This window comes from Micromonospora sp. WMMA1949 (assembly GCF_027460145.1).
GTDB lineage: Bacteria > Actinomycetota > Actinomycetes > Mycobacteriales > Micromonosporaceae > Micromonospora.
Genome location: NZ_JAPZBG010000001.1, coordinates 4,938,977 through 4,961,943, shown reverse-complemented (window position 1 = coordinate 4,961,943; position 22,967 = coordinate 4,938,977). Strand labels below are relative to the sequence as shown.

Genomic DNA, 22,967 nt, shown 5'->3' with positions numbered 1-22,967 from the left:
TGCCCACGGCGTCGCGCGACGCCGTGGGCACACGGGCTGCAGAGACGGGCCGGAAGCGCGGGCCGGCCGAGCAGCTGTCGCTGCTCGGCCGGACTATGACGCTGGGTTGCCCGCGCTGTTTTCGACCGCGGAAATCAACCCATAGCCTTCTTCAGAAGCTTCTTGATCGTCGCCTCACCCTTGTCGCTGAGCTCGGTGAGAGCGAAAGACGTCGGCCAGAGGCCGTGGTCCTCGTCGAGCTTCGCTTCCGTCGTGAACCCGAACGACGAGTAGCGTTCCTTGTCCACCTTGCCGCTGCGGAAGAAGCACACCACCTTCCCGCCGCGGGCGTAGGCGGGCTGGCCGTACCACAACTTCGGGGCCAGTTCGGGAGCGGTTTCCGTGATGATGGCGTGCAGGCGCTCGGCCACCTTCCGGTCAGGCTGCCCCATCTCGGCGATCTTCGCGAGCACGTCCTTCTCGTCGGCCGCCGCCTTGTTCGCGCTCTTGCTGCGGCGAGCCTCCGACTTCAACTCGGCCGCGCGGTCCTTGATGGCGGCTCGCTCGACCTCGGAGAATCCCTCATCGGAAGACTTGCTCTGCTTGCCGACCTTACTGGCTTTCGACGTGGTGCTCACTTAGGTACCGCTCCTCTCTCTCGTCACCGTTCTCCTCAGGCTAGTCGCACCCGGTGTGCCACGCCTTCTCTATTCCTGATCACTTTCTTTCCGGTACCCACGATCCGTATTGCCAGAAACCGAGGTCGAATCAGGAATGTCTTCGCCTTCATCGGCGGCGGTGAGGTGATGGTGCGGGGCGGCTCACCAGGTCTTGCCGGCCTGTTCCCGGATGGAGTGGTTGATCCGGTTGAAGAAGTTGGTCATGGCGATCTCCAGGATGATCGCGTTCAACTCCTCCTCGCTGAAGTGTTCGGCGGCGGCGTCCCAGACCTGATCGGTCACGCCGGGGGCGCCGTCCTGAATGCGGGTGGCGGCCTCGGTCAGCGCGAGCGCCGCCCGCTCCTGTTCGCTGAAGAACGGCGTCTCCCGCCACGCGACCACGTGGTGCAGCCGCTCGTCCGTCTCGCCGGCCTTCTTCGCCCCCGAGACGGACGCGAAGACGCACGGCGCACAGCCGTTGATCTGACTGGCGCGGAGGTGGACCAGCGACAGCAGGCGCGGCTCGACACCCCCGGCGGCTATCGCCTTGTGGAGGTGCTGGACCGCAGTCATCAGATCCGGGTTCATCGCACTCTTGAGGCGTGGTTCCATCAGTCCCTGCTCCTTCAGCGGTTACCCGGGCCCGCCCGGGCCCGTCATCACCTCTGACGAAGCGGAATCGTGGAAGGTAACAACATGGTCGACAGCGGCTCGACGGACTCGGCGGCAACGGCATTCGAGTCCCACCGCGACCGGCTGCGCGCGGTCGCCTACCGCGTACTCGGGTCGCACGCCGACGCCGAGGACGTGGTCCAGGAAGCCTGGCTGAGACTCGCCCGCCAGGACGCGGACACCATCGACAACCTCGCCGGATGGCTCACCACAGTGGTCGGCCGGCTCAGCCTCGACGTCCTGCGGGCGCGCCAGGCCCGCCCCGAGGCCTCTTTCGACATCCACCTTCCCGACCTCGTGGTGACGTTCGACGACGCACACGCTCCGGACGACGACGCGGTGCTCGCCGACTCGGTCGGGCTCGCGCTCCTCGTCGTTCTCGATTCACTGCGCCCGAGCGAGCGGCTGGCATTCGTGCTCCACGATCTGTTCGCGGTGCCGTTCGACGAGATCGGCCGCATCCTCGGCAAGTCCACCGACGCCACCAAGATGCTAGCCAGCCGTGCCCGCAGGAAGGTCCAGGCGACCGAACGCCCGACCGGCCCGGGCCGGGAACAACGCGAGGTGGTCTCCGCCTTCCTGGCGGCGGCTCGCGGTGGAGACTTCGAAGGTCTGCTTCGCGTGCTCGATCCCGACGTGAGGCTCACCGTCGACGGCCCCGGCGACGCGGTGGTCACCATCGGTGCCACCAGGGTCGCCGCCGGCGCGCGGGCCGCCGCCGGCCAGGCCGCGTCGACCCGGACCGCGCTGGTGGACGGCCTGCCCGGAGTTGTCTCCTGGCGCGCGGACGGCACGCCGCTCTCGATCCTCGCGTTCGCCGTCACCGGCGGCCGGATCACCGCCGTCACGGCCGTGATCGACCCGGCCAAGCTGGCACGGTTGCACCTGGACCCGGCGTGAGCGGTCGCCCGCCACCCGGTGCCCCGAGCCGGACCACCACGCGCCGGCCCAGGTGCGGGCGCTCCGTGCGGGCATCCGGTGAGCCGGTCAGCCGGCTGCCGTCCCGGCGGCACGGATCACCGCGTCGAGCCAGCGCAGCTGCCGCCGGACGTGTACGGCCTCGCCGCCCTCGTGGCCGTTGAACGGGTACGTGTGCATCTCCCGTAACGGCACTGTCGATCCGGCGGCGGCGTACTGGTTGTAGGCGGCGAAGCCGGTGCTCGGCGGGCAGACCTCGTCGCGCAGGCCGATCCCGAAGTGCGCCGGGGCGGTGGCCCGCCGGGCGAAGGTGACGCCGTCCACGTACGACAGGGTGCGCCGGACCGCCTCCTCGGCCTCGCGGTGCACCGCCAGGTAGCGGGCGATCTCGCCGTAGGGGGATGCCTCGGTCAGTTCGACGGCGCGCTGGATGTCGCACAGGAACGGGGCGGTGACCAGGAGTGCGGCGAGGCCGTCGGCGAGGCCCGCCGCCGCGAGCGCGAGTCCCCCGCCCTGGCTGTTGCCCACCGCGGCGACGCGGGCCGGGTCCACCCCGGGCAGGACGCGGACGGCGTCGATCGCGCGGACCGCGTCGGTGATCAGTCGGCGGTAGTGGTAGTCGTCCGGGGACAGGATTCCCCGCGTGGCCGGGCTGGGCCCGCCGGGCGCGTCGTGCGGGTCCGGGGTGTCCCCGCGGCTGTACAGCCCGGCCTGGCCCCGGTTGTCCACCAGGAGGTGGGCGTAACCGGCCACCGGCCAGGTGAGCCGCTCGCCCGGCAGGCCCCGGCCGCGCCCGTAGCCGGGGTACTCCACTACGGCCGGCAGCGGCGCCGGTACGCCCGCGGGACGGGTGTACCAGGCCCGGACAGGTTCGCCGTCGAACCCGGCGAACGTCACGTCCCACACGTCGACCAGCCGCAGGTCGGTGGGTTCGGGCCGGACGTCGACGAGCACCGGGGTGGCTGCGGCGGCGGTGAGGGTGGCACGCCAGAACCGGTCGAAGTCGGCGGGCTCGACGACGGCCGGCGTGTAGCGACGGAGCTGGTCGAGGGAGTTATCAATCGACGCTCTTGACACGCCGATAACGATACCCATAAATTTCCGAAAGGCTTAGGACGTATTACCGGAAAGTTCCAGCCGACGGTCAGGCGGGAGGACGAGTTTGGCAGCCCCGATCCCGCGCAGTCGTCGTACGCCCTGGCGGCGGGCCCTGCGCCGGGACTGGCAGCTCTACTCGCTCGCCGTCCTGCCGCTGCTGTTCTTCGTGACGTTCCGCTACCTGCCGATGCTCGGCAACGTGATCGCGTTCCGGCGCTTCCAGCCGGGCGGCAGCATCTTCGGCGAGTACTGGACCGGGCTGCGGTACTTTCGGCTGTTCTTCACCGACCCCACCTTCTGGAGCGTGTTCACCAACACGCTCGTGCTGGGCGCGCTGACCCTGCTGTTCTGCTTCCCGCTGCCGATCGTCCTCGCGCTGCTGCTCAACGAGGTGCGCAACCGCGCCCTCAAGCGGTTCGTCCAGTCGGTGTCCTACCTGCCGCACTTCCTGTCCATCGTGATCGTGGCCGCCATGGTCCTCCAGCTGCTGTCGGTGGACGGCACGGTGAACCAGATGGTGCGCGCCGTGGGCGGCGAGCCGGTGGCGTTCATGCAGCAGGCCGGATGGTTCCGGACGATCTACGTCTCCTCGGAGGTCTGGCAGACCGTCGGGTGGGGCACCATCCTCTACCTCGCCGCGCTCACCACCGTCGACGGCGATCTGTACGAGGCGGCCCGCATCGACGGCGCCAACCGGTGGCGGCAGACCTGGCACGTGACGCTGCCCGGGATCCGGCCGACGATGGTGACCCTGCTGATCCTCAACATCGGCACCTTCATGGCCGTCGGCTTCGAGAAGATCCTGCTGCTGTACAACCCGCTCACCTATCCGACGGCGGACGTGATCTCGACCTACCTGTACCGGGTGGGCATCGTCTCCGGGAACCTCAGCTACGCCGCCGCCATCGGCCTGTTCGAGTCCGTGATCGGGCTGACGCTGGTGCTGTCGGCGAACGCGATCTCCCGGCGCACGGTGGGGACGAGCCTGTGGTGAGCACGCAGGCCCGCACCCAGGCCCCGACGCGAGAACCGGCGGCCCGGCCGCGTGGCCCCCGGCCCACCCGGGGCTACCGGATCTTCCAGGTGGTGAACGCCGTCGTGCTGACCGGCGTCGTGGTGGTGACCCTGTATCCGTTCCTCACCATCGTGGCCCGCTCGCTCAGCGACAACGCGTACATCGTCGCGGGCGAGGTGAATCTCGTGCCGCGCGGGTTCAACCTCACCGCGTACCGCGTGGTGACGTCGGACCCGACGTTCTGGGTCAGCTACCGCAACACCGTCTTCTACACGGTGGTCGCCACGCTCATCTCCGTCGTGCTGACCACCTGCTACGCGTACGTGCTGTCGAAGAAGCACCTGCGGGGCCGGACCGCGCTGGTCGGGATCGCCGTGTTCACCATGTTCTTCACCGGCGGCCTGATCCCCAACTACGTCCTGGTCACCAGCCTCGGACTGAAGAACACCGTGTGGGCGATCGCCCTGCCCAACGCGATAAACGTGTTCAACCTGCTGGTGATGAAGGCGTTCTTCGAGAGCCTGCCGGTCGAACTGGAGGAGGCGGCCGCCGTCGACGGGCTGAACACGTACGGCACGCTGCTGCGGATCGTGCTGCCGCTGTCGAAGGCGATGGTCGCCACGATGGTGCTGTTCTACGCCGTCTCGTTCTGGAACTCCTGGTTCGCCGCGTTCCTCTACATGGACCGTCAGGACCTGCTCCCGGTGACCGTCTATCTGCGCAACCTGATCGCGGGCGCGACCGACGCCACGCAGACCGGCGGCGGCCTCGGTAGCGCCGGCGACGTCGTCCAGTCCGCCGCCACCATCCAGTCCGTGACCATCGTGCTGACGATCCTGCCGATCCTCGCGGTCTATCCCTTCATCCAGCGCTATTTCGTCTCCGGAATCATGCTCGGCGCCGTGAAGGGATAGCCGCCACCGGCATCACCACCCCACCACCGGAAGGAAGAACCCATGGCCAAGCTGTCCCGGCGCCAGGTGCTGCTCGCCACCGGCGCGGCCGCCGTCGCCTCCCTGGCGGGTTGCGGCGACGACGCCCCGGACAAGAAGGACCTCGACCGCAACCGCGCGGGCGCGATGGAGAAGTACGGCGTCGGCGTCCAGTTCAAGGCCACCGAGCCGGTCACGTTCTCGATCCTCTACAACAACCACCCGAACTACCCGCTCAAGCCCGAATGGCTGTTCTGGACCGAGCTGGCCGGGCGGACGAACGTCAAGCTGGACCCGGTCGCCGTCCCGCTGAGCGACTACGAGCAGAAACGCAGTGTGCTGGTCGGCTCCGGCGACGCCCCGCTGATCATCCCGAAGACCTACCATCCGCAGGAGAACTCGTACGTCTCGTCCGGCGCGATCCTGCCGGTCAGCGACTACCTCGACCTGATGCCGCACTTCAAGGACAAGATCGAGAAGTGGAACCTCAAGCCGGAGATGGACACGCTCCGGCAGGAGGACGGCAAGTTCTACCTGCTGCCCGGGCTGCACGAGAAGCCCTGGCAGGACTACACGCTCGCGGTCCGCACCGACGTGCTGGAGCAGTTGAAGATCCCGTCCCCGACCACCTGGGACGAGGTGTACGCCATGCTCAAGGCGATGAAGGCGGCCCACCCGGATGTCATCCCCTTCTCCGACCGGTTCGGCAAGCCCAACCCGGCCGGCAACCTGCTGAACATGCTGGCCCTCGCGCACGGCCTGCCCGGCGCCGGCTGGAACTACCAGCCGACGAGCTGGGACGAAGGCGCCGGCAAGTACGTCTTCACCGGCGCCTCGGACGGCTACCGGCAGGTCGTGGAGTACCTCCACAAGCTGGTCGCCGAAGGGCTGCTCGACCCGGAGACGTTCACCCAGACCGACGACCAGGCCCGGCAGAAGCTCGCCAGCGGCAAGTCCTTCGTGATCAGCACGAACGCGCAGACCCTGGTGAACGACTACCGCCCGGACATCGCGAAGATCAACCCGAACGCCCGGCTCGGCAAGATCCTCTTCCCGGTCGGTCCGGCCGGCCCGGTCAACGCGGCGAGCCGGCTGGAGAACGGCGTGATGATCTCCAGCAAGGCCCGCGACGGCAAGAACTTCGTGGCCATGATGCAGTTCGTCGACTGGCTCTGGTACTCCGACGCCGGCCAGGAGTTCGCCAAGTGGGGCGTCGAGGGCACCACGTACACCAAGGACGCCTCGGGCAAGCGCAGCCTCGCCCCGGACGTCAACGTCATCGGGCTCAACCCCAAGGCCAGCAAGCATCTGCAGAAGGACTTCGGTTTCTACAACGGCGTCTTCGCGTACGGCGGCAAGCTCGACCTGGTGCAGTCGTTCTTCTCGCCCGAGGAACTGGAGTTCCAGAAGGAGATGAACGCCCGCAAGGCCGCGCCCTGGGTGACTCCGCCACCCGCGCCGCTGAGCGACGAGGAGCGGGAGCAGACGACGCTCTGGGCGACCGCGCTGAAGGACCACGTCACCCAGAACACGCTGAAGTTCGCCCTCGGCCAGCGGCCGCTGAGCGAGTGGGACGCCTACGTCTCGGAGCTGAAGGGCAAGAACGCGCAGGCCTACATCGACCTGGTCAACAAGGCGTACGAGCGGTACCGCAAAGACCACGGATGATGCGGCTCCTCGTCCCCGACCGGCCCGTCGGCCGGCTGACCGACGCCTGGCGTACCTGCGTGGGCACCGGCCGGTTCGACCTGGCGCTGCGACGCGACTATCAGGACTCGCTGGCGCTGGTGCAGCGGGACATCGGGTTCCGGCACATCCGCGGGCACGGGCTGCTCAGCGACGGCGTCGGCGTGCACCGCCCCTACACGTACCAGGGCGAGCGCCGGGTGCGGCACGCCTTCACCTACGTCGACCAGGTCGTCGACGCCTACCTCGCGATGGGCATCCGGCCCTTGGTCGAGCTGGGATTCATGCCCTCGGCGCTCGCCTCCGGCGACCAGACGGTGTTCTGGTGGCGGGGCAACGTGACGCCTCCGGAGTCGTACACCGAATGGGGTGACCTGGTGCGCGCCACGGTGGCCCACCTGGTCGACCGGTACGGCCTCGACGAGGTGCGCGGCTGGCCCGTCGAGGTCTGGAACGAGCCGAACCTGCCGGCGTTCTGGGCGGGCGCCGACCAGGACGCCTACCACCGCCTGTACGAGGTGTCGGCGCACGCCGTCAAGGACGTCGACGCGGCGCTCCAGGTCGGCGGCCCGGCCCTGTCCCCCGGCGCCGACGAGTGGCTGAAGCCGTTCGCCGAGTTCGTCGCCGACCGCGACGTGCCTGTCGACTTCGTCAGCCGGCACGCCTACACCTCCGGCCCGGCCCGGCACGTGCCGTTCGGCACCCGGCAGACCCTGGCCCCGGCCGCGGAACTGCTGGAGCAGTTCGCCGCGCTCCGCCGGCACCTGGCCGGCACCGCGCTGGCCGACCGCCCGGTGCACATCACCGAGTTCAACTCCTCCTACCGGCCGGACAACCCGATCCACGACACGGCCTTCCACGCCGCCTACCTCGCTCCGGTGCTGGCCGGCGGCGGGGACCTGGTCGACTCCTTCTCCTACTGGACCTTCAGCGACGTGTTCGAGGAGGAGGGGGTGCCGACCGCGCCGCTGCACGGCGGCTTCGGCCTGCTCACCCACCGGCAGATCAAGAAACCCACCTACCACCTGTACGCGTTCATGGCCCGGCTCGGTGACGAGGTGCTCGCGCGCGGGCCGGACCACCTCGTCACCCGGCACCCCGACGGCCGGATCGCGGTGCTGGCCTGGGCCCCCGTCGATGTCACCGGCCGCGAGCCGGCACCCGAGCGGCACACCCTGTCGCTGTCGGTGCCGATCGGTCCGCCGGGCACCGCGTCGGCGTTCCTGCTCCGCTCGTCGGTGAGCGAGGACGCCGGAAACGCCTTCGCGGCCTGGCGGGAGATGGGCAGCCCGCACTCACCACGGCCCCGGCAGTTCGACGCGTTGCGGGAGGCCGCCGAGCCGGCCCGTACCCATCGGGCGGTGCCGGTCGCGGCCGGGCGGGCGGACCTCGACCTCGACCTCGCCCGGCACGAGGTGACTCTCGCCGAGCTGACCCCGGTGGTGGACGAGACCCCGCCGTGGTGGGACGACAGGCTGCTCGACCCGCCCGGGGATCGACAGTGACCGGCGCGACGGGCGGGCTGCGGGAGTTCGGCGACGGGCCGTTGTCGCGGGCCGCCGCGACGGTTCACACCCTGCTCGTGGTCGAACTGCTGCTCCTGGTGAGCACGCTGCCCGGTCTGGCCGTGCTCGTGCTGCTCGACCGCGACAGCAGCAACCTCCCGCTGGTCGCCGTCGCCGCGCTACCGGTCGGCCCGGCCGTCTCCGCCGCGCTGTACACGCTGCGGCACCAGCGCCCCGACCTGACCGATCTGCGTCCCGCCGCCGCGTTCCGCCGGGCCTACCGGGCCAACCTGCCGGGCGTCCTGCGCGTCTGGGCGCCCACGCTGCTGTGGCTGGCCGTCATCGCGGTCAACCTGGCGAACCTGCCCGCCGCCGCCGTCCCCGGCTGGTGGGCGGTGCCGCTGGTGGTGGTCGGGGCGGGGGTGATCCTGGTCGGGGTCAACGCGCTGGTGATCGTCTCTCTGTTCACCTTCCGCACCCGCGACGTGCTCCGGCTCGCCGTGTACTACGTGGCGCGCAAGCCCGGCGTCACAATCGGCAACGTCGCGCTGCTGGCCGCCGCCGCCGGCGTCACCGCGGTGTTCTCCGAGGCGGTGCTCGCCCTGCTCGCGGCGCTCCTGGTGCTGGCGCTGCTGCGGATCGGCCATCCCATGATCGACGACATCCGGGCGGAGTTCACCGCGTGAGCGTTCCGGCCACCGGCCGCGCGTCGGCCGGCAGCGGCGAGTCGGCCTGGCACGCCGCCTGGCTCCCACCAGCGGCGTTCCGCGAACTCGGCTCACGCAGCGTGCTGGTGCACGGCGACGGACCCCTGGTCGACACCGTCCTCGACGAGGTGAGCCGGGCCTGCGCGCGGTACGGCGGGCGGCTCTGGCACGGTCCGCCATGGCCGGTCGACGCCGACCTGGTGCTGGCCCTGCGCGGGGCCGGCCCGGTGCCGAACGCGGCAGCCGAGACGGCCCGGCTCGGCGCGACACCGGCGGTGAACGGCACCGGCGACGGCTCCCTCGGCGACGAGGGGTACCTGCTGACGCGGGCGAGCGGCGTGACTGTGGTCCTGGCCGACGCGCCGGCCAGCCTGCTGTACGGGATGTTCCACGTGGTCCGGCTCGGCGCGGCGGCGTTCGACGACGACCTTCCGGCGCGGCGGCACCGGCCGGCACTGGACCGGCGGATGCTCGACCACTGGGACAACGTGGCCGTACACCCGGTGTCGGGCCAGGTCGAGCGGGGCTACGCCGGCGGCTCCGTGTTCTGGCGCGACGGCGCCGCCCGGCGCGAGCCCGCCCGGCTCCGCGACTACGGCCGCCTGCTCGCCGCCTGTGGGGTCAACGCGATCTGCGTGAACAACGTCAACGTGCACGACACCGAGGCACTGCTGCTGACCGACCGGCTCGGCGACGTCGCGGAGATCGCCGAGGTGCTCCGCCCGTACGGCATCCGGGTGCACCTGTCGGTGACCTTCGCCGCCCCGGTGGTCCTCGGTGGCCTGCCCACCGCCGATCCGCTGGACGAGCGGGTACGGGCCTGGTGGGCCGCCGCCACCCGGCGGGTCTACCGGCGGATCCCCGACTTCGGCGGGTATCTGGTGAAGGCCGACTCCGAGGGCCGGCCCGGCCCGTTCGCGTACGGGCGCGACCACGCCGACGGCGCGAACCTGCTCGCCGAGGCGCTCGCACCGCACGGAGGCGTGGTGCGCTGGCGGGCGTTCGTCTACGACCACCACCAGGACTGGCGGGACCGGTCGACCGACCGGGCCCGGGCCGCCCACGACCACTTCGCGCCGCTGGACGGACGATTCGCCGACAACGTGATCCTCCAGGTGAAGTTCGGCCCGATCGACTTCCAGCCACGCGAACCGGTGTCCCCGGTGCTCGCCGCGATGCCGGCCACCCGGCTGGCGGTGGAGGTGCAGGCGACGCAGGAGTACACCGGCCAGCAGCGGCACGTCTGCTACCTCGCACCCTGGTGGAGCGAGGTCCTGCGGTTCCGGCCCCGGGGCGCGACCGGCGACACGATCGCCGACGTGGCGGCCGGCCCGGCGGGCACCGGTGGCGGCCTGGTCGCCGTGTCCAACGTGGGCGACGACCCGTTCTGGACCGGGCACCCGCTGGCCCAGGCGAACCTGTACGCCTTCGGCCGGCTCGCCTGGGACCCGCTGCTGGATCCCGGCGCGATCCTCGACGAGTGGATCGACCTGACCTGGCTGCCGGTCTCCACCGGCGATCCGGAGACGGTGCGGCGGACGATGCACGCCGTCATGGACGACTCCTGGCGCACCTACGAGCGCTACACCGCCCCGCTCGGCGTCGGCTTCATGGTGCGGCCCGGCCACCACTACGGCCCGGACGTGGACGGCTACGAGTACACCCCGTGGGGCACCTACCACTTCGCCGACCGCGACGGCGTCGGGGTGGACCGGACCCGGGCGACCGGGACCGGGTTCACCGGCCAGTACCCGCCGCCGTGGTCGGAGGTGTACGAGTCACGCGAGCGCTGCCCCGACGAACTGCTGCTGTTCTTCCAGCACGTCCCGTACCGGCACGTGCTGCACAGCGGCCGTACCGTGATCCAGCACATCTACGACACGCACTTCGCCGGAGTCGAGGAGGTGGCGGCGATGCGGGAACGGTGGCGGCTCCTCGCCGGGGCGATCGACCCGGCCGTCCACGACCGGGTGGCCGAGCGCCTCGACGAACAGTTCCGCAGCGCCGTGGAGTGGCGGGACCAGATCAACACCTACTTCTTCCGCAAGTCCGGGATCCCGGACGCGCACGGTCGCCGCATCCACTGAACCGGCGCGCTCACCAGGGGTGCACGGTGCCGTCCGCCAGCCGGTTCACCGGCAGGTAGGCCGGTGCGTACGGGTAGCGGGCCGCGGCCTGCTCGTCGATGTCCACCCCGAGCCCCGGAGTCTCGGCCGGATGCAGGTAGCCGCCGTCGTAGTGGTAGCCGTGCGGGAACACCTCGTCCGTCGCCTCGGTGTGCCGCATGTACTCCTGCAGGCCGAAGTTGGGGATGGCCAGGTCCAGGTGCAGCGCGGCGGCCATGCAGACCGGGGACAGGTCGGTGGCGCCGTGCGAGCCGCTGCGGACGTGGTGCAGCGCGGCGAGGTCGAAGATGCGTCGCAGGTGGGTGATCCCCCCGGCGTGGACCACTGTGGTGCGCACGTAGTCGATGAGCTGTTCCCGGATGAGCTGGGCGGCGTCCCAGATGCTGCTGAAGACCTCGCCGACGGCGATCGGCGTGGTGGTGTGCGAGCGGATGAGCCGGAACCCCTCCTGCAGGTCCGCCGGGACGGGATCCTCCATCCAGGTCAACGCGTACGGCTCCAGGCTCTTGCCGAGCCGCGCCGCCTCGATCGGGGTGAGCCGGTGGTGCACGTCGTGCAGCAGCCGGAGGGTGGGGCCGAACTCCTCGCGGACCCGGGCGAACACGCCCGGCGCGTGGGCCAGGTACGCCTCCGTCGACCAGGTCGTCTCGGTCGGCAGCGCGGCGTCGGCGGGCTCGTAGAACATCTTGTCGGCGCTGACGCCGTACGTCCGGGGCAGGCCGGGCACGCCGCACTGCACCCGCACCGCGCGGTAGCCGAGGTCGACGAAACGGGCGACCTCGGTCAGCACCTCGTCGACCGTCTCGCCGTTGGCGTGTCCGTACACCGTCACGCCCTCGCGGGACCGGCCGCCGAGCAGCTGGTAGACCGGCAGCCCGGCGACCTTGCCCTTGATGTCCCACAGCGCGGTGTCCACGGCGGCGACGGCGCTCATCGTGACCGGCCCGCGCCGCCAGTACGACCCCTGGTAGAGGTACTGCCAGGTGTCCTCGATCCGGGCCGGGTCGCGCCCGATCAGCAGCGGCACGACGTGGTCGCGCAGGTAGGACGCGACTGCGAGTTCCCGGCCGTTGAGGGTGGCGTCACCGACGCCGGTGACTCCCTCGTCGGTCACGACCTTCAGGGTCACGAAGTTCCGGCCGGGGCAGGTCACGATCACCCGGGCGTCGACGATTCTCATCCGGTCTCCCCTGCGATCGGCGCTCCGGTCACCACAGGATTATCCATCATCGTCGATCTGCCGGGCGCCCTGCGCCGGCCGGTCAGGCCGGTTCGGGCACGCCCCCGGGCTCCCCGTCGTCGGGCATCGGCTCGACCGGCGCCTCGGGCAGTTCGCCGGGCGTGTCCGGGAGGAGTTCGCCGGGGTCGTCCGGCACGTCCTCACGCGGGTCGATCGGCGGGTACAGCTCGGGATCGAGGTCGGGGTTGGTCATCGGCCCAGTATCCGACGCCACCGCCGGGATCGCCCGCCGACGTCTGATCGAGCGCCGTCACCGGCTTTCGACGTCGCCGGTCGCGGGCGTGGACGACCCCTCCGCCGGCTTGCGCAACCACAGCCACACCCCCGCCAGCATGCACGCCGCGCCACCGATCGCGACCGCCGTCTCCGCCAGCTCGGGGAAATCGTCGAGGAACGGGAAGGTGCGCGTGGCCGCCATCGCCAGGATCCCGATCAGCAACAGGAGGCCGGCGCCGATCCGCTGGAGAATCATGCGCTTCATTGCATCATGACCTCGCCACAGCAGGGCCAGGCCCACGCCCCGGTCGTTGCCGAGTCACCCCGGGCAGGGGCGTGGGCCTGGCCGCTCATCTGGTGCGCTCGATCACACCGGCCTGGCGGAACCCGTCGACGGTCGCAGCGCCGCTGCCCCAGAAGGACGAGGTTCCCGGGATGTTGGCCAGCGCGTCCAGGTGCGGGTCGTTGCCGTCGACCTTGGGTCCGTACGCGACACTCCACCGCCCGCCGGTGTAGCGCAGCAACAGCGTGCCCGGGTACTCGACGTACGGCGGAATCGGGTTCGTGCCGCTGATCCAGACGTTGCCGTTCGCGTCGCCGGCGACCGCGTACACCCAGCCCGCTGGCGCCGGTCCGGCCACCCGCTGCCACGTCCGGCCGTCCCAGTGCAGGATGACCGGCTTGGGCGAGGAGTCGAAGTCCTGGGTGCCGACCGCCCAGGCGTCGGTCGCCGAGCGGGCCCACACGCCGGTGAGGTGGACGCTCGCGATCGGCGGAATCGGGGCCACCCGCCACGACCCGCCGATGCGCTGCACGATCATCGGCTCCGGGTAGGGCGCGTCGGTGACGTACCGGTCGCCGGCGGCGAAGACGGCACCGTCCTTGGTGCGCGAGACCGCCCGCAGGACGCCGTTCACTCCTTCCGTCCCCGGTACCGCCACCCGGCTGAACTGACGCGCGTCGCCTTCGACGACCAGCGGCCGGCCGCCGTCGTGACCGACGAGCACGGCCCGCCCGCCACCGGTCCCGGCCACGTCCAGCAGGTCCGAGGTCCCGGACGGGGCGGACCACGGCGTGTGGGACGTCCAGGTCACGCCGTCGAAGTGCCCGGCGTACGGCTCTCCGGAGCGCCGGATGCCCACCGTCCAGACGTCGCCGGCGTTCACCGCGTCCACCTTGTACAGCACATGCGCCTGGTGCGGCAGCCGCCGCTCGATCCATGCCCCTCCGTTCCATTGGAGCAGGGCGTACGGCTGGTCGATCGAGTACCCCGTGTAGGTCGACGCCTGGTAGCCGACGGACCAGGCGTTGTTCGGGCCGGTGGCGGCCACGTCGGTGAGCCGGCTGTCGTGGATCAGCGCGGGAACCGTCGCCGTCCAGGCCGACGATGATGCGGCCACGACCGGCGTGCCCGCCGGGAGCACCATGCCCACCGTCAGAGTGGAGACCGCCGCCGCCGACAGCCCGTACCGTGCCAGAGATCCCATGATGCCCTCTTCCCCGATTGATGGCAGGTCCTCAGCATCGCGCTCCGGGACGTTCCGCGTACGCCCGGCGACGGTCCCGTAAGACAGTGGTAAGAACGGCTGGTCCGGCTTCGGGGCCGTCAGCGGGGCCGGGAGCCGGTCATCGGCGGAACGGCCCGGTGACGCAGTAGGTGATGCCGCCGGAGGACGAGCCGGTCGTGCCGCGCTGCGACGAGAAGTACAGCCGGTCGCCGGCCGGGGTGAACGCCGGCCCGGTGATCTCCGAGCCGCTCTGTCCGGTGATCCGCAGGAACACCGAGATCTTGTCGTCCGGCGTGATCATGCAGATCTCCATGTTGCCGCCGTCCTCGGCGACGTACAGGTCACCTGCAGTGGACCCGGTGATGTTGTCGACGCCGGTCAGCGGAGCGGTGCCGGGGCTGACCAGGTTGTCGTCGTAGGCGAGTTCGTACGTGCCGGCGGCCAGGTTCACCTGCCACACACGGTTGTCGCCCTTCGTGGTGAACCAGACGATGTCGTCGGCGTAGTGGCAGCCCTCGCCACCGTTGAACGTCTTCGCGCCGGACACCTGTTGCCGCGTCGGGGTGGGCGAGCCGTCCGGATCGGGCACCGTGGCCCAGGTGAAGGTGCCGGAGGTGGCCGTACCGGCGCGGAGGACCTGGAGGGTTCCGGCGGACAGGTCGCCCCAGGTGGTCGGCACGAAGCGGTAGAACTTGCCGTCGGTCTCGTCCTCGGTCAGGTAGACGACCCGGCGGACCGGGTCGGCCGCGGCCGCCTCGTGCTTGAACCGGCCCATCGCGGGACGCGCCACCGCGGTCCCGCCGAGGGGGTACGTCTCGAAGACCCGGCCCAGGGACACCTCCTCGCAGGAGAGCCAGGTGTTCCACGGCGTCTTGCCCCCGGCGCAGTTGTTGTCGGTGCCGGAGAGGATTCGCGACGCCCCGACCACGACACCGCTGGAGTTGAAGACGAGGCGTGAGGCGCCGCCGCCCGCCCCGGCCGACACCTCGGAGTTCGACACGTAGATCCAGCCGGAGCCGTTCGGGAACACGGCGCCGCCGTCCGGGGCGTCGTGCCAGGTGTACGACGTCCCCGGCACCTTCCGCCGGGATCGCGCGACGACCGAGCTGGTGAATCCGGCCGGCAGCTGGATGCCGTTGGCGTCGGCGGCCTGGAGCCCACCGTACGGCCCCGCCGCGTTCTGCGCCGGGGCTCCGTACGCGGCCGACCACGCCGTGAACGGCAGGGCGACGGCGCCCGCACCGAGAACAGTGGCCCGCAACATCGCTCGACGATCCATGGAACCTCCTCCGTAGGTTCCCCAGATCCGACCGTGCGGAGCTTACGCACGCCGATCTGGTGGATGAACGTCGATGGACGGCTCGATGTGCGATGTCCCGCCGCTACGGACGCAGATCCGTCCGTGCCGTCCCGGTCGAGGGGTCGTACGGGTAGGAGAGGTGCTGGTGGGTCATCAGCCAGGCCCCGTCGCGCCGCTGGAAGACCCGGGTGCCCCGGGACCAGCTCTCGATCGGTGGACCACTGCTCGGGCGTACCGAGACGTGGTTGAGGCCCCACGCGACGGCGAGGTCACCGTCGACCACGATCGTCAGGTCGGGAACGTCCCAGGCGACTGATCCGTCACCCGACGCCGCCAGGCCCGCCGCGCAGACCTCGCGAACAGCGTTCACACCGACGTATCGCAGCGGTTGGTCGTGCTCGTACGAGACCACGTCGTCGGCGACGGCATCCATCAGGGCATCGAGGTCCTTGGCCGCCGTGCCCTCGAACCACCGCCGGTGAAGCCGGCGCACCTCCGCCTCGGCCGCGTCCGCGTCCGGCTCGGTACCGGCGAGCGGGAAGGAATGGTGTTCGTGAGCGACGATCCACCGGCCCTCCCGCCTCCGCAGGCCGAAGGTCACCCGCAGGCGGTTCTCCGGATCCGCGGCGACGTCGGCCGGCGTGCCGCACCGCAGCAGCGCGTACGCGAAGGCCACGTCCTCGCCGGCGACGACGTCCAGCGACTCGACCTCGAACGACGCGCCCTGCGCCTGCCACCTGAAGAACGGCGGCCAGATCTCCCGGTAGGCGTCCAACCCGCGCACGCCCTCGTACGGCGGCGGCACGTCGAACATCACCATGTCCTCGGCGTGGTCGGCCAGGACGCCGGCGAGGTTCCCCTCGTGGACCGCGGCGGCCCAGCGCGCGACCAGGGCCCGGATCTGTTCTTCGTTGCTCGGCATGTCGGCTCTGCCCTTCGTGGCTGGTGAACCCGTCAGGACTACAACCCCGGCCGGGCCGCGAACTCATCGCCTCCGCGCGAACTTTCCGGCAGCCGATCCGGCAGGTCGAAGGCAGGCAGGCGCGCGTCGAGGAACGAGACGACCTCGGCCACCCGGCGTCCCCGCAGCACGAGCAGGTCCAGCCCCGCCGGGAGGTAGGCGGCAGCCGCGTCGTCCCACAGGTACGTCCCGAAGGCGAGCTGCCCGTTGGCACCCGTCGGCAGGAACCGCCACCTTCGCCCCGCTGTCACCTCGGTCAGGAAACCGCGGATCTGCTCGTGGCCCTCGTACCAGACGGTCAGCGGCGGCATCGAGTACCGCGCGTCCTCCGTCAGCATCGCCACGATCGTCTCGACGTCGCCGGACTCCCACGCCGCGGCGTACCGCCTGGCCACCTCCCGCTGCCCCGCGTCGCCCAGCTCGGCGAGGATCCGCTGCCGGCTCCCGGACGGGTTCAGCCCGGCGACGATCCGGCGGGCCCGCTGCATCGCGCTGTTGACCGCGGCGACGGTGGTGCCAAGCATCCCGGCGGTCTCCTCGGCGGAGTAACCGAGAACGTCACGCAGCAACAGAACGGCACGTTGTCGCGGCGGCAGGTGCTGCAACGCGGCGACGAACGCGAGTTCCATGGTCTCCCGCGCGATCGCGCGGGTCTCCGGATCCGATTCGGCGGGCCGGGCCGCAAGGCGGTCCGGATACGGTTCGAGCCAGCTCACCTCGGCCCGGGACATGCCCGGGCCGGTGAAGTCGGTGGGCAGTTCACGCCGCCCGCGCGCGCCGAGGAGAGACAGAGCGCGGTTGGTGGCGATCCGGTAGAGCCACGGCCGGATCGAGCGGTGACCCTCGAACCTGTCGACGGCCCGCCATGCCCGGTCCATGGTGTCCTGGACCGCGTCCTCCGCGTCGTGGAAGGAACCGAGCATCCGGTAGCAGTGCGCACGCAGCTCGTCCCGCAGGGGTGCGACCAGACGGCTGAAGGCCGCGCCGTCGCCCGCGCGCGCCGCCGCCAGCATCCTCGCCGTCGCGTCCTCGCCCGACGGACCGGCCTGCGCCGATGGTTCGCCCCGGCTCACCCGCCTCAATCTAGTGCCGGGCACCGCGCTGGGTGCCTGGTCTCCGCGCCCACCCGGCGGAGGCCGGTGAGCGGGGACGCAAAGGGAACGACCTTGGTCGATCCCTTGACTCTCCAGATGAGACCGCTAACACTTGCCGGTAACGCGCACTTAACCACCAGAAAACATCGGCCCGGCCGCGAAGACCTGGCTTGTGGGTGATTGAGCGATGTTAACGCTAACGACGTCGGGCGTCGGTGGCAGCAGCGGCTCCGGCGATCGGTCTGACATCCGAACCCAGAGAGGCTGGATCAGTGATCGACCACTTCTTGACGCGGATCACGTTGCTGCGGGGTCACGCAGCGGGACCAACGCGGCGCACCCGGTCGTTACGCCGGCTGCTGATCGCGCTGGTGGCCGCGATGACGGCGATGGCCGGCGGCGTCGTCGTCATGTCGTCGCCCGCCATTGCCGCCACCAGCCAGTTCCGAGGCATGAACTGGGCCGTGCTGGGTGACAACTTCAGCACCGGCCCCCTCGTCGTGCAGGGCCTGAGCTCCTCCGACAGCAACGCGACGGTACGGGCCAAGGCCAACGCCCTCTACGACGACATGGCTTCGACCATGGGGGTCAACACCGTCCGGCTGCCCATCAACACCCACACGGTCGGGACGGCGTGGTGGGAGGCCTACCGAGGCGCCGTCGACGCCGCCACCGCCCGCGGGTTCAAGGTCATCCTCGCGTACTGGGAGGACGGTGCCGCCTCCGGCGGCAGGATCACGAACCTCGCCGCGTGGAACGCGATGTGGTCCACGGTGACCAACACGTACGGCTCGAACCCCAACGTCTACTTCGAGCCGATGAACGAACCGCACGGTTACAGCTCGACGGAGTGGCGCAACGTCGCGGCCAACTGGCTCAGCTACCACTACTCGGCGGTGCCCAGCCGCGTGCTCATCGGGGGCACCGGGTTCAGCCAGGACCTGCGAGACGTCTGCAACGACACCCGCTTCGCCTCGACGCTGCTGTCCTTCCACCACTACGCCTTCTTCTACGGCGAGATGACCTACGACGCCTTCCGCAGCCACATCCAGACCCGCCTCGGCAACTGCGCGTCGCGGGCGGTCGCCACCGAGTTCGGCGCACCCATGAACGACGGCCGCAACTACGCCGACGCGAACAGCAGCGACAACTTCGTGCGCCACATCCGCGCCATGGCCCAGGTCATGCGCGACAACCGGATGGGCGGCACCTACTGGCCCGCCCTCGGCGGAAAGCCCGGCACCATCGGCTACGACTGGTACTCGATGTACTCGCTCAGCGGCGGCGGCACCGACCTCAACCTGACCGTCCGCAACACCTCCGGCGCCGACCAGATCCGGTACGCGTGGGGCGACACCGTCGGGGGTGGCCCGACGACGCCCCCGCCGACTGGCACGTTCTACCGGATCACCGTGCGGCACAGCGGCAAGGCCATGGACGTCCAGCAACCGAACACCGACAACGGCGCGCGCGTCGGCCAGTACACGTACAACGGCAACGTGTGGCAGCAGTGGCAGTTCCAGGACGCCGGCAGCGGCTACTGGCGCCTCGTCAGCCGCAACAGCGGGAAGTGCCTCGACGTGGTGAGCGCGTCCACCGCCGACGGCGCCGAGCTGATCCAGTACACCTGTGGCGGTGGTGCCAACCAGCAGTTCCAGATGGTCGCCGGCGGCAGCTACTTCCAGCTCCGGGCACGGCACAGCGGCAAGTGCGTGGACGTACCGGCCGCGTCGGCCGCGGACGGAGTCGTCCTCAAGCAGTACGCGTGCAACACCGGCGCCAACCAGCAGTGGTCGCGCACGAGCGCCTGACGAGTCCGGCTGCCTAAGGGGCGGTCACCGGCGCAGGTGGCCGATGCCGTGCCGGTCGAGCCAGGTGACCGTCCGCGGCACGAACGTCGGCGCTGCCGGGCCGGCGCTGACGTCGGTGGCAACCAGCGGTACCTGGGCGGCGACCGGAAGCAGCGTGGACTGCCAGCAGGCCGGCGTGGCGCAGGCCGAGCGGTCGTCGACACGCCAGGCGGCGGCAACGCTGCGGCCGTCCGGGTCGGCCGGGCGGTACTCAAGCCACCGCCGCAGGTCGTTGCCGCCGTCGACCCCGGCGGCGAGGACCAGGTTGAACGAGCCCTGGACGCGAAGCAGGCGGATCTGCTCCTGCACGCCGAAGTTCGGCAGGCCGGCGTCCAGGCAAGCAGGGCCTCCGTCGCGCCAACAGGTCCAGACCGCCGCGGGGTCGGTGCCGCCCGCCGCCGGGAAGTCGTACGGCGAGATGTCGAGGACCACCGCGTTGTCGTCGCCGAACACCTCCGCCACCGCGCTCCAGAACGAGCGCGTGGCGAGGATGTCGCTCTGGCGCAGCGACACGACGGGTGTGATGCCGCCCCGGACGAGCCGGTCGACGTACCGGGCCGCCTCGTCGAGGTAGCCGACGCGGTTCTGCCTGTCGGCAGGGCTGCCGGTGTAGACGTAGCAGGCGTCACTCAGCACGACCCGCACCGCGTTGACGCCGCGGGCCCGCAGCGCGCCCACTGACGCGTCGTCGACCGGGCCGTCCCAGCGAATCGGTCCCCACGCGCACTCGCCGGGCGCGGCCGACCGGATGACTCCGCGTGGCCGGTACGGCCTCGGGTCGGCGGTGACCGTGAGGATGCGGTTGCCGAACGCCTTCAGCGCGGGTGCGGCACCGGGCGCCTGCGGCGGGAGCACCCGGACGCCGCGAACCTCGGCGGTGGCCCGGGCGCCGGCGCTGTCGTAGGCGGTGGCGGTGACGCGGGTACCGCTGTTCGGCGGCACGCCGCGCCAGTCGAACGCGTACGGCGCGGTGGTGTCCACGGCGAGCAACGTGCCGCGCTCGCGGAACTCGACCCGCTCGATCCGCCGACCGGGCGCCGCCGTGGCCTCCGCACGGATCGGGACGACGCCCGGCGCGGCGAAGAAGTCGTTGGGCAGGGGCGAGGTGAGCGCCACCGACGGCCCGCCCGGCAGTGGGCTGGGCTGCGGGCTCCCCGAGGCCGACGGCGGCGACGAGCCGGTCGGGCCGCCGCCGTCCGCGTCGCACGGCTGGCCGCTCAACACCCAGTCGGTCGGCTCGGGGTCGGCGCCCCGGTAGTTGCCGCCGAACCGCACAGTCACCGAGGCGCCGGTGGGCAGCGTGGAGCCCGCCGGTGGGCGGAGCATGGTCACCGGGTACAGCTCGCCGCTGCCGAGCGTGTATCCGTCCGGCAGCCGGTCGAGACCCATGGTGATCGTCTGGCCGTTTGCCTGCCGGAATCGCAGCCACCAGTCGGTGACGGGAGAGCCCAGGTTGGTGAGGGTGAGCTCGGCCCAGAAGCCGCTGGACCACTCCCGGGTGATCGTGTAGTCCACCGTACACACCGTCGCGGCGTACGCCGGCCGCAGCGCCATCGTCGTGGCCCCGCCGACGACGACCGCTGCGGCTGTAGCCAGCGCGAAGATCCTGCGTCGCATCATGCCCCCATGTGTCGATTGCATCGCGTCAAGCAGCCTCAGCGGTCGGTCGCTCGGCGTGGTCAGAGGCCGGCGGCGGCGTCGTACCGGCGCCGCAGGTCGGCCATCTCCGATGCGGGCAACGCTTCCCTGAGTGCCAGTTCCTCGTACTTGTCGGGGAACATCTCCCGTAGCCGGTCGACGAACCTGACGTCGGCGGTCGCCTCGACCACCTGAATGCCGGGAGGCTGGGTGGTCATGTCCATGATCACCGGGCCGACGAGTTTGACCGCTCCGTCCCAGTGGCGCCTCTGTTCGGCCACGCCGCAGAGGTGGAAGCCGTAGACCGTGTGGACGTCGGCCAGTGTGGCCGCCCCGGTGGGCTCGTAGCCGTAGACATGGACGCCGCAGACGACCGCCGGCGCGGCCTGCTCTCCGGCCGGCGCCTCTGGGACGGTGTGCCCGGCGTGCTGATGATCTTTCGGGTCCGCCTGCTCGAGCGTCGTACGCATCCGGGTCAGGATCTCCTGGCGGAGAACTGCCGGGTCCGTCCTCGGGACGATCGAGGTGACCACGCTGGCCGCACCGAGCGACGCGGCCAGCAGGCACACCTCGATCCACACGAACCGGTTTCGGTACCAGCCGCTGGCGCCTGCCCGGGAAATCATTGTCGTTCCTCACCTCACTGCGGTTCCTGATGCTGGCGGAGGGCAGCCTTTTCGACGGTGGGGTGGCGCGTGCCGCGCCACCCCACCGCGGACGCTGTTACCGGGCGGTGCAGGTGAGGGTGGGTGTGGAGTTGGTGCCGTTCCAGGAGGCGTTGAAGCCGAAGCTGGTGCTGGCGTTGGCGCTCAGGGAGCCGTTGTAGGCGACGTTCGACGCGGAGACCGACGAACCGCTCGAGGTGACCGTCGCGTTCCAGGCGTTGGTGATGCTCTGGCCGTTGGGCCAGGTCCACGCCACCGTCCATCCGGAGATCGCGGCGTTACCGGCCCGGACGGTGACCTCGGCGCCGAAGCCACCGGACCACTCGTTCGTCTTGCGGAAGGTGGCGGTGCAGGCGCCGTTTCCGGCCGGCGGCGGGGTCGTCGGGGGCGTCGTGGTGGGCGGCGGGGTCGTCGGCGGCGTGGTGGTGGGCGGCGGCGTCGTGGGCGGCGGGGTGCCGCCACCGCCGAAGATCACGTCACTGCACAGGTAGTACGGCTGGTCGAGGTGGGACGCCTGCCAGATGGTGTAGACGACGTGCCGCCCGGTGCGGTTGCCCGCGTTCACCTGCGCCTCGTAGAGCCCGGTGGTCGGGTAGCTGCCGGTACGGAGTACCAGCTCGAGGCTGTTCCAGGTGAGGGGCTGGGTGGTCGGGTCGAAACCCTGCTTGGTGATGTAGATCAGCATGTAGTCGGCGCCGTGCCGAGCACCGTCGGTCAGCGTCAGGGTGAAGTTGTTCGGCATCGGCTTCGCGGTCCACGCGCCGACCGCGTCGAGCGAGGCGTACAGGCCGTTCTGGGTGCGACCGCCGCTGCACAGCTGCCCGTCCGGCACGGCGGCCTGGTGGTTGCCGCCGACGTTCTCGCGGTACAGGCCGTTCCAGTTCCACATCGTGTTCGGGTTGGCCTGCCACGCCTGCCAGCACATCGGGTCGGTCTGGGCCATCGTGGGGTTGAGGTGATCGGAACCCCAGCGCTCGTAACATCCGTAGTTGCGTGACGGCGGGTTGGTGACCGATCCGTGTGCCGAGGCCGGACCGGCCTGGTTGACCACGACCATCGTGAACGAGGCGACGAGAACTGCGACCGCAGCCAGTCCCAGACGGCGTGCTGTCCGTGAGATTTTCATGATGCTCCAGTGGATGCGCCGGCGCCCAGTGACCCTCGCTGGGTGCCCACCCCGGAGAAGACGACGCCGATC

General features: G+C 70.7%; 21 protein-coding genes. 8 read left to right on the top strand and 13 right to left on the bottom strand.

Annotation, left to right across the window (positions count from 1 at the left end; genetic code table 11):
- Window positions 1-134 precede the first annotated feature (134 nt).
- Window positions 135-617: an iron chaperone gene (locus O7607_RS23320; protein WP_269705312.1), complete on the bottom strand. Its 483-nt coding sequence runs from the start codon at window positions 615-617 to the stop codon at window positions 135-137.
- A gap of 183 nt (window positions 618-800) precedes the next feature.
- The gene (locus tag O7607_RS23315; protein WP_269705310.1) at window positions 801-1,250 is read right to left on the bottom strand and encodes a carboxymuconolactone decarboxylase family protein; all 450 of its coding nucleotides are present in this window, start codon (window positions 1,248-1,250) and stop codon (window positions 801-803) included.
- A 69-nt stretch (window positions 1,251-1,319) separates the two neighbouring features.
- On the opposite strand from O7607_RS23315, the gene O7607_RS23310 reads away from it, so the two are divergent.
- Window positions 1,320-2,210 (top strand): sigma-70 family RNA polymerase sigma factor, encoded by an 891-nt coding sequence (locus O7607_RS23310; protein ID WP_332367317.1) that lies wholly within the window; start codon window positions 1,320-1,322, stop codon window positions 2,208-2,210.
- Window positions 2,211-2,297: 87 nt separating this feature from the next.
- Here the strand turns inward: O7607_RS23310 and O7607_RS23305 are convergent, their stop codons facing one another.
- The gene (locus tag O7607_RS23305; RefSeq protein ID WP_269705309.1) at window positions 2,298-3,323 is read right to left on the bottom strand and encodes an acetylxylan esterase; all 1,026 of its coding nucleotides are present in this window, start codon (window positions 3,321-3,323) and stop codon (window positions 2,298-2,300) included.
- 67 nt (window positions 3,324-3,390) lie between these two features.
- Between O7607_RS23305 and O7607_RS23300 the strand changes: the two genes are divergently transcribed.
- The 6 genes from O7607_RS23300 to O7607_RS23275 are packed head-to-tail and all read left to right on the top strand — an operon-like array spanning window position 3,391 to window position 11,258.
- Window positions 3,391-4,320, top strand: a complete 930-nt coding sequence (locus O7607_RS23300) for an ABC transporter permease (protein WP_269705308.1) — start codon at window positions 3,391-3,393, stop codon at window positions 4,318-4,320.
- A complete protein-coding gene (locus O7607_RS23295) occupies window positions 4,317-5,255 on the top strand; it encodes a carbohydrate ABC transporter permease (RefSeq protein ID WP_269705307.1) in 939 nt (312 codons plus the stop codon). The genes O7607_RS23300 and O7607_RS23295 overlap by 4 nt, the downstream gene beginning before the upstream one ends.
- A 42-nt stretch (window positions 5,256-5,297) precedes the next feature.
- A complete protein-coding gene (locus O7607_RS23290; RefSeq protein ID WP_269705306.1) occupies window positions 5,298-6,941 on the top strand; it encodes an ABC transporter substrate-binding protein in 1,644 nt (547 codons plus the stop codon).
- Window positions 6,938-8,464, top strand: coding sequence for a GH39 family glycosyl hydrolase (locus tag O7607_RS23285; RefSeq protein WP_269705305.1), 1,527 nt, complete (start codon window positions 6,938-6,940; stop codon window positions 8,462-8,464). The genes O7607_RS23290 and O7607_RS23285 overlap by 4 nt, the downstream gene beginning before the upstream one ends.
- The gene (locus tag O7607_RS23280) at window positions 8,461-9,150 is read left to right on the top strand and encodes a hypothetical protein (protein WP_269705304.1); all 690 of its coding nucleotides are present in this window, start codon (window positions 8,461-8,463) and stop codon (window positions 9,148-9,150) included. The genes O7607_RS23285 and O7607_RS23280 overlap by 4 nt, the downstream gene beginning before the upstream one ends.
- Window positions 9,147-11,258 carry an alpha-glucuronidase gene (locus O7607_RS23275; protein WP_269705303.1) on the top strand — a complete coding sequence of 704 codons (2,112 nt, stop codon included), beginning with the start codon at window positions 9,147-9,149 and terminating at the stop codon, window positions 11,256-11,258. Before O7607_RS23280 ends, O7607_RS23275 begins: the two co-directional genes overlap by 4 nt.
- A gap of 10 nt (window positions 11,259-11,268) precedes the next feature.
- Here the strand turns inward: O7607_RS23275 and manD are convergent, their stop codons facing one another.
- The 7 genes from manD to O7607_RS23240 all read right to left on the bottom strand — a co-directional run bounded on the left by manD (window position 11,269) and on the right by O7607_RS23240 (window position 17,535).
- The gene (gene manD, locus O7607_RS23270) at window positions 11,269-12,477 is read right to left on the bottom strand and encodes a D-mannonate dehydratase ManD (RefSeq protein WP_269705302.1); all 1,209 of its coding nucleotides are present in this window, start codon (window positions 12,475-12,477) and stop codon (window positions 11,269-11,271) included.
- An 82-nt stretch (window positions 12,478-12,559) separates the two neighbouring features.
- The gene (locus O7607_RS23265) at window positions 12,560-12,730 is read right to left on the bottom strand and encodes a hypothetical protein (protein ID WP_184686617.1); all 171 of its coding nucleotides are present in this window, start codon (window positions 12,728-12,730) and stop codon (window positions 12,560-12,562) included.
- A gap of 57 nt (window positions 12,731-12,787) precedes the next feature.
- Window positions 12,788-13,054 (bottom strand): hypothetical protein, encoded by a 267-nt coding sequence (locus tag O7607_RS23260; protein WP_269705301.1) that lies wholly within the window; start codon window positions 13,052-13,054, stop codon window positions 12,788-12,790.
- Window positions 13,055-13,103: 49 nt separating this feature from the next.
- Window positions 13,104-14,240 (bottom strand): hypothetical protein, encoded by a 1,137-nt coding sequence (locus O7607_RS23255; protein WP_269705300.1) that lies wholly within the window; start codon window positions 14,238-14,240, stop codon window positions 13,104-13,106.
- 139 nt (window positions 14,241-14,379) lie between these two features.
- On the bottom strand, window positions 14,380-15,540 hold the full coding sequence (locus O7607_RS23250; RefSeq protein ID WP_269705299.1) for an alkaline phosphatase PhoX: 1,161 nt from the start codon (window positions 15,538-15,540) through the stop codon (window positions 14,380-14,382).
- 103 nt (window positions 15,541-15,643) lie between these two features.
- Window positions 15,644-16,483 (bottom strand): nuclear transport factor 2 family protein, encoded by an 840-nt coding sequence (locus O7607_RS23245; RefSeq protein ID WP_269705298.1) that lies wholly within the window; start codon window positions 16,481-16,483, stop codon window positions 15,644-15,646.
- A 38-nt stretch (window positions 16,484-16,521) separates the two neighbouring features.
- Window positions 16,522-17,535: a sigma-70 family RNA polymerase sigma factor gene (locus tag O7607_RS23240; RefSeq protein ID WP_269707070.1), complete on the bottom strand. Its 1,014-nt coding sequence runs from the start codon at window positions 17,533-17,535 to the stop codon at window positions 16,522-16,524.
- Window positions 17,536-17,888: 353 nt separating this feature from the next.
- On the opposite strand from O7607_RS23240, the gene O7607_RS23235 reads away from it, so the two are divergent.
- Window positions 17,889-19,427: an RICIN domain-containing protein gene (locus O7607_RS23235; protein WP_269705297.1), complete on the top strand. Its 1,539-nt coding sequence runs from the start codon at window positions 17,889-17,891 to the stop codon at window positions 19,425-19,427.
- 24 nt (window positions 19,428-19,451) lie between these two features.
- Here O7607_RS23235 and O7607_RS23230 read toward each other — a convergent pair whose 3' ends face one another.
- The 3 genes from O7607_RS23230 to O7607_RS23220 form a co-directional block, all read right to left on the bottom strand.
- The gene (locus O7607_RS23230) at window positions 19,452-21,086 is read right to left on the bottom strand and encodes an Ig-like domain-containing protein (protein WP_269705296.1); all 1,635 of its coding nucleotides are present in this window, start codon (window positions 21,084-21,086) and stop codon (window positions 19,452-19,454) included.
- A 59-nt stretch (window positions 21,087-21,145) separates the two neighbouring features.
- Entirely contained in the window at window positions 21,146-21,730 is a 585-nt protein-coding gene (locus O7607_RS23225; protein ID WP_269705295.1) for a hypothetical protein, read from the bottom strand.
- A gap of 97 nt (window positions 21,731-21,827) precedes the next feature.
- Window positions 21,828-22,895, bottom strand: coding sequence for a lytic polysaccharide monooxygenase auxiliary activity family 9 protein (locus O7607_RS23220; RefSeq protein WP_269705294.1), 1,068 nt, complete (start codon window positions 22,893-22,895; stop codon window positions 21,828-21,830).
- Between the last annotated feature and the right edge of the window lie 72 nt (window positions 22,896-22,967).

Coding starts and splice junctions, on each gene's coding strand:
- manD (WP_269705302.1), bottom strand. CDS start 12,477: ATGAGAATCGTCGACGCCCGGGTGATCGTGACCTGCCCCGGCCGGAAC.
- O7607_RS23245 (WP_269705298.1), bottom strand. CDS start 16,483: ATGCCGAGCAACGAAGAACAGATCCGGGCCCTGGTCGCGCGCTGGGCC.
- O7607_RS23315 (WP_269705310.1), bottom strand. CDS start 1,250: ATGGAACCACGCCTCAAGAGTGCGATGAACCCGGATCTGATGACTGCG.
- O7607_RS23220 (WP_269705294.1), bottom strand. CDS start 22,895: ATGAAAATCTCACGGACAGCACGCCGTCTGGGACTGGCTGCGGTCGCA.
- O7607_RS23250 (WP_269705299.1), bottom strand. CDS start 15,540: ATGGATCGTCGAGCGATGTTGCGGGCCACTGTTCTCGGTGCGGGCGCC.
- O7607_RS23255 (WP_269705300.1), bottom strand. CDS start 14,240: ATGGGATCTCTGGCACGGTACGGGCTGTCGGCGGCGGCGGTCTCCACT.
- O7607_RS23305 (WP_269705309.1), bottom strand. CDS start 3,323: ATGGGTATCGTTATCGGCGTGTCAAGAGCGTCGATTGATAACTCCCTC.
- O7607_RS23285 (WP_269705305.1), top strand. CDS start 6,938: ATGATGCGGCTCCTCGTCCCCGACCGGCCCGTCGGCCGGCTGACCGAC.
- O7607_RS23265 (WP_184686617.1), bottom strand. CDS start 12,730: ATGACCAACCCCGACCTCGATCCCGAGCTGTACCCGCCGATCGACCCG.
- O7607_RS23290 (WP_269705306.1), top strand. CDS start 5,298: ATGGCCAAGCTGTCCCGGCGCCAGGTGCTGCTCGCCACCGGCGCGGCC.
- O7607_RS23225 (WP_269705295.1), bottom strand. CDS start 21,730: ATGATTTCCCGGGCAGGCGCCAGCGGCTGGTACCGAAACCGGTTCGTG.
- O7607_RS23240 (WP_269707070.1), bottom strand. CDS start 17,535: ATGCTGGCGGCGGCGCGCGCGGGCGACGGCGCGGCCTTCAGCCGTCTG.
- O7607_RS23230 (WP_269705296.1), bottom strand. CDS start 21,086: ATGATGCGACGCAGGATCTTCGCGCTGGCTACAGCCGCAGCGGTCGTC.